2 tRNA genes and 3 rRNA genes are annotated in these 5616 nt (G+C 48.5%); all 5 read left to right on the forward strand.

Annotated elements, in window-relative coordinates:
* Positions 1-169 precede the first annotated feature (169 nt).
* The 5 genes from F4W09_RS16925 to rrf all read left to right on the forward strand — a co-directional run bounded on the left by F4W09_RS16925 (position 170) and on the right by rrf (position 5572).
* Positions 170-1706: ribosomal RNA gene (locus tag F4W09_RS16925) — 16S ribosomal RNA — on the forward strand.
* Between the two features lie 61 nt (positions 1707-1767).
* Positions 1768-1844, forward strand: a tRNA-Ile gene (locus tag F4W09_RS16930).
* A gap of 48 nt (positions 1845-1892) precedes the next feature.
* Positions 1893-1968 (forward strand) — tRNA-Ala (locus tag F4W09_RS16935).
* A 384-nt stretch (positions 1969-2352) separates the two neighbouring features.
* Positions 2353-5244: ribosomal RNA gene (locus F4W09_RS16940) — 23S ribosomal RNA — on the forward strand.
* A gap of 213 nt (positions 5245-5457) precedes the next feature.
* Positions 5458-5572, forward strand: a 5S ribosomal RNA gene (gene rrf, locus F4W09_RS16945).
* Together the 16S, 23S and 5S rRNA genes with 2 tRNA genes alongside form the textbook arrangement of a ribosomal RNA operon.
* The last annotated feature ends 44 nt before the right edge of the window (positions 5573-5616 follow it).

The following is a 5616-nucleotide window of genomic DNA, read 5'->3' on the forward strand; positions in this document are numbered from 1 at the left end:
AGATCATTAAGAGATTATGAAGAACAACTTGTGTGGATTTTTACTGATTGATTGATCGAAATTATTTTCATTGATTGATGGTAGAAATTACTCGAAGTTTATTTGAGAAATTAATGTCAGAAAATTGATGAGCCAGATTTGGTGTTTAGAATAAAGCACTATTGATTTTAAACTGAAGAGTTTGATCATGGCTCAGATTGAACGCTGGCGGCAGGCTTAACACATGCAAGTCGAGCGGAGCGAGGGTGCTTGCACCTTAGCTTAGCGGCGGACGGGTGAGTAATGCTTAGGAATCTGCCTATTAGTGGGGGACAACATTCCGAAAGGAATGCTAATACCGCATACGCCCTACGGGGGAAAGCAGGGGATCTTCGGACCTTGCGCTAATAGATGAGCCTAAGTCGGATTAGCTAGTTGGTGGGGTAAAGGCCTACCAAGGCGACGATCTGTAGCGGGTCTGAGAGGATGATCCGCCACACTGGGACTGAGACACGGCCCAGACTCCTACGGGAGGCAGCAGTGGGGAATATTGGACAATGGGCGGAAGCCTGATCCAGCCATGCCGCGTGTGTGAAGAAGGCCTTTTGGTTGTAAAGCACTTTAAGCGAGGAGGAGGCTACTGGTACTAATACTACTGGATAGTGGACGTTACTCGCAGAATAAGCACCGGCTAACTCTGTGCCAGCAGCCGCGGTAATACAGAGGGTGCGAGCGTTAATCGGATTTACTGGGCGTAAAGCGTGCGTAGGCGGCTGATTAAGTCGGATGTGAAATCCCTGAGCTTAACTTAGGAATTGCATTCGATACTGGTCAGCTAGAGTATGGGAGAGGATGGTAGAATTCCAGGTGTAGCGGTGAAATGCGTAGAGATCTGGAGGAATACCGATGGCGAAGGCAGCCATCTGGCCTAATACTGACGCTGAGGTACGAAAGCATGGGGAGCAAACAGGATTAGATACCCTGGTAGTCCATGCCGTAAACGATGTCTACTAGCCGTTGGGGCCTTTGAGGCTTTAGTGGCGCAGCTAACGCGATAAGTAGACCGCCTGGGGAGTACGGTCGCAAGACTAAAACTCAAATGAATTGACGGGGGCCCGCACAAGCGGTGGAGCATGTGGTTTAATTCGATGCAACGCGAAGAACCTTACCTGGTCTTGACATAGTAAGAACTTTCCAGAGATGGATTGGTGCCTTCGGGAACTTACATACAGGTGCTGCATGGCTGTCGTCAGCTCGTGTCGTGAGATGTTGGGTTAAGTCCCGCAACGAGCGCAACCCTTTTCCTTATTTGCCAGCACTTCGGGTGGGAACTTTAAGGATACTGCCAGTGACAAACTGGAGGAAGGCGGGGACGACGTCAAGTCATCATGGCCCTTACGACCAGGGCTACACACGTGCTACAATGGTCGGTACAAAGGGTTGCTACCTAGCGATAGGATGCTAATCTCAAAAAGCCGATCGTAGTCCGGATTGGAGTCTGCAACTCGACTCCATGAAGTCGGAATCGCTAGTAATCGCGGATCAGAATGCCGCGGTGAATACGTTCCCGGGCCTTGTACACACCGCCCGTCACACCATGGGAGTTTGTTGCACCAGAAGTAGCTAGCCTAACTGCAAAGAGGGCGGTTACCACGGTGTGGCCGATGACTGGGGTGAAGTCGTAACAAGGTAGCCGTAGGGGAACCTGCGGCTGGATCACCTCCTTAACGAAAGATTGACGATTGGTAAGAATCCACAACAAGTTGTTCTTCATGACGATGTATCTGAGGGTCTGTAGCTCAGTTGGTTAGAGCACACGCTTGATAAGCGTGGGGTCACAAGTTCAAGTCTTGTCAGACCCACCACTACTGACGAAGTACGGAAGATCAGAAACATTGACTTATTGATAAGCTGGGGACTTAGCTTAGTTGGTAGAGCGCCTGCTTTGCACGCAGGAGGTCAGGAGTTCGACTCTCCTAGTCTCCACCATCACATTGCATTGCAATGAGCTAAGAAACAAGCAAACGAAGTATTAGATTATAGAAATTAATAAGAAGTTAGCGTAATATGCGCGTCTTGTTAACTTCTGTGATTTATCACAGTTTACTGCAAGCTGACGAGGCTGTAGTTAATCATTAACAGATTAGAAAATTGAGTCTGAAATAAATTGTTCACTCAATGACGAAGAGAGAAGAAGTAATTCTTTGATCTAAGTTGATTGAGAACTAGCAAAAACACTGAATCAAGCGTTTTGGTATATGAATTTAGATTGAAGCTGTACAGTGCTTAAGTGCACAAACAACAAATCAGTAGCAATTAAGTTTGCAACGATAACACTCACTTGTATGTGTTAGCGACTGTTTGGGGTTGTATAGTCAAGTAATTAAGTGCATGTGGTGGATGCCTTGGCAGTCAGAGGCGATGAAAGACGTAATAGCCTGCGATAAGCTCCGGGGAGGCGGCAAATATCCTTTGATCCGGAGATTTCTGAATGGGGGAACCCACCTACTATAAGGTAGGTATTGCAACATGAATACATAGTGTTGCAAGGCGAACGAGGGGAAGTGAAACATCTCAGTACCCTTAGGAAAAGAAATCAATTGAGATTCCCTCAGTAGCGGCGAGCGAACGGGGAAAAGCCCATTAAGTCATATCAGTTTTAGTGGAATGCTCTGGGAAGTGCAACCATAGTGGGTGATAGTCCTGTACACGAAAGGGCTGATATGATGATGTCGAGTAGGGCGAGGCACGTGAAACCTTGTCTGAATATGGGGGGACCATCCTCCAAGGCTAAATACTCCTGACTGACCGATAGTGAACCAGTACCGTGAGGGAAAGGCGAAAAGAACCCCTGTGAGGGGAGTGAAATAGATCCTGAAACCGCATGCATACAAGCAGTGGGAGCCGACTTGTTCGGTGACTGCGTACCTTTTGTATAATGGGTCAGCGACTTACATTCAGTAGCAAGGTTAACCGTATAGGGGAGCCGTAGAGAAATCGAGTCTTAATAGGGCGTTTAGTTGCTGGGTGTAGACCCGAAACCAGGCGATCTATCCATGAGCAGGTTGAAGGTTGGGTAACACTAACTGGAGGACCGAACCCACTGTCGTTGAAAAGCCAGGGGATGACTTGTGGATAGGGGTGAAAGGCTAATCAAGCCTGGTGATAGCTGGTTCTCCCCGAAAGCTATTTAGGTAGCGCCTCGGACGAATACCATAGGGGGTAGAGCACTGTTTCGGCTAGGGGGTCATCCCGACTTACCAAACCGATGCAAACTCCGAATACCTATGAGTACTATCCGGGAGACAGACTGCGGGTGCTAACGTCCGTAGTCAAGAGGAAAACAATCCAGACCGCCAGCTAAGGCCCCAAAATCATAGTTAAGTGGGAAACGATGTGGGAAGGCATAGACAGCTAGGAGGTTGGCTTAGAAGCAGCCACCCTTTAAAGAAAGCGTAATAGCTCACTAGTCGAGTCGGCCTGCGCGGAAGATGTAACGGGGCTAAAACTATGTGCCGAAGCTGCGGATTTGACATTAGTCAAGTGGTAGGGGAGCGTTCTGTAAGCCGATGAAGGTGTATTGAGAAGTATGCTGGAGGTATCAGAAGTGCGAATGCTGACGTGAGTAACGACAAAACGGGTGAAAAACCCGTTCGCTGAAAGACCAAGGGTTCCAGTCCAACGTTAATCGGGGCTGGGTGAGTCGACCCCTAAGGCGAGGCCGAGAGGCGTAGTCGATGGGAAATTGGTTAATATTCCAATACTTCTGTGTAATGCGATGAGAGGACGGAGAAGGTTAAGTCAGCCTGGCGTTGGTTGTCCAGGTGGAAGGTTGTAGGCATGTATCTTAGGCAAATCCGGGGTACTCTATGCTGAGAACTGATAGCAAGCTGTACTTGTACAGTGAAGTGGCTGATACCATGCTTCCAGGAAAAGTCTCTAAGCTTCAGTTACACAGGAATCGTACCCGAAACCGACACAGGTGGTCAGGTCGAGTAGACCAAAGCGCTTGAGAGAACTCTGCTGAAGGAACTAGGCAAAATGGTACCGTAACTTCGGGAGAAGGTACGCTGCTGACGGTGATGGGACTTGCTCCCTGAGCTATTGGCAGCCACAGAAACCAGGCCGCTGCAACTGTTTATTAAAAACATAGCACTCTGCAAACACGAAAGTGGACGTATAGGGTGTGATGCCTGCCCGGTGCTGGAAGGTTAATTGATGGGGTTAGCGTAAGCGAAGCTCTTGATCGAAGCCCCAGTAAACGGCGGCCGTAACTATAACGGTCCTAAGGTAGCGAAATTCCTTGTCGGGTAAGTTCCGACCTGCACGAATGGCATAATGATGGCGGCGCTGTCTCCAGCAGAGGCTCAGTGAAATCGAAATCGCTGTGAAGATGCAGTGTACCCGCGGCTAGACGGAAAGACCCCGTGAACCTTTACTGCAGCTTGACATTGAACTTTGACCTTACTTGTGTAGGATAGGTGGGAGGCTTTGAAGTTGGAACGCCAGTTCCAATGGAGCCGTCCTTGAAATACCACCCTGGTAATGTTGAGGTTCTAACTCTGTCCCGTTATCCGGGACGAGGACCATGTCTGGTGGGTAGTTTGACTGGGGCGGTCTCCTCCTAAAGAGTAACGGAGGAGTACGAAGGTGCGCTCAGCGTGGTCGGAAATCACGCGTAGAGTATAAAGGCAAAAGCGCGCTTAACTGCGAGACCCACAAGTCGAGCAGGTACGAAAGTAGGTCTTAGTGATCCGGTGGTTCTGTATGGAAGGGCCATCGCTCAACGGATAAAAGGTACTCTGGGGATAACAGGCTGATACCGCCCAAGAGTTCATATCGACGGCGGTGTTTGGCACCTCGATGTCGGCTCATCTCATCCTGGGGCTGAAGCAGGTCCCAAGGGTATGGCTGTTCGCCATTTAAAGAGGTACGCGAGCTGGGTTTAGAACGTCGTGAGACAGTTCGGTCCCTATCTACCGTGGGCGCTGGAAATTTGAGAGGATCTGCTCCTAGTACGAGAGGACCAGAGTGGACGAACCTCTGGTGTACCGGTTGTGACGCCAGTCGCATCGCCGGGTAGCTATGTTCGGAAGGGATAACCGCTGAAAGCATCTAAGCGGGAAGCCTACCTCAAGATAAGATTTCCCTAGGACTTTATGTCCTCTAAAGAGCCGTTGAAGACTACGACGTTGATAGGTTGGATGTGGAAGCATAGTGATATGTGAAGCTGACCAATACTAATTGCTCGTGAGGCTTGACTATACAACACCCAAGCAGTTGTATTTAAAGCTTATAATCGATTCATAAAAGATCAGTTAACCCTGATCTGAAACAAAAAACTTGATTTAGTGAAAGCTAGAACATAAAATTCGACTCAGTTAACTAATCCGTTAATAACTCATTTGGTACCAAGTAGGGTAGCAACAAGATCAAATGATCTGAGCATAAAACCTGAACAAGTCCATAAACAGTTGTGCTGGCGACAATAGCAAGAGTGAACCACCTGATCCCTTCCCGAACTCAGAAGTGAAACCTCTTAGCGCTGATGGTAGTGTGGGGTTACCCATGTGAGAGTAAGTCATCGCCAGCTCATTAATTCAAACACCCCCTTCTAATAAGAAGGGGGTGTTTTTT

Source organism: Acinetobacter tandoii (genome assembly GCF_008867985.1).
Lineage (GTDB): Bacteria > Pseudomonadota > Gammaproteobacteria > Pseudomonadales > Moraxellaceae > Acinetobacter > Acinetobacter tandoii.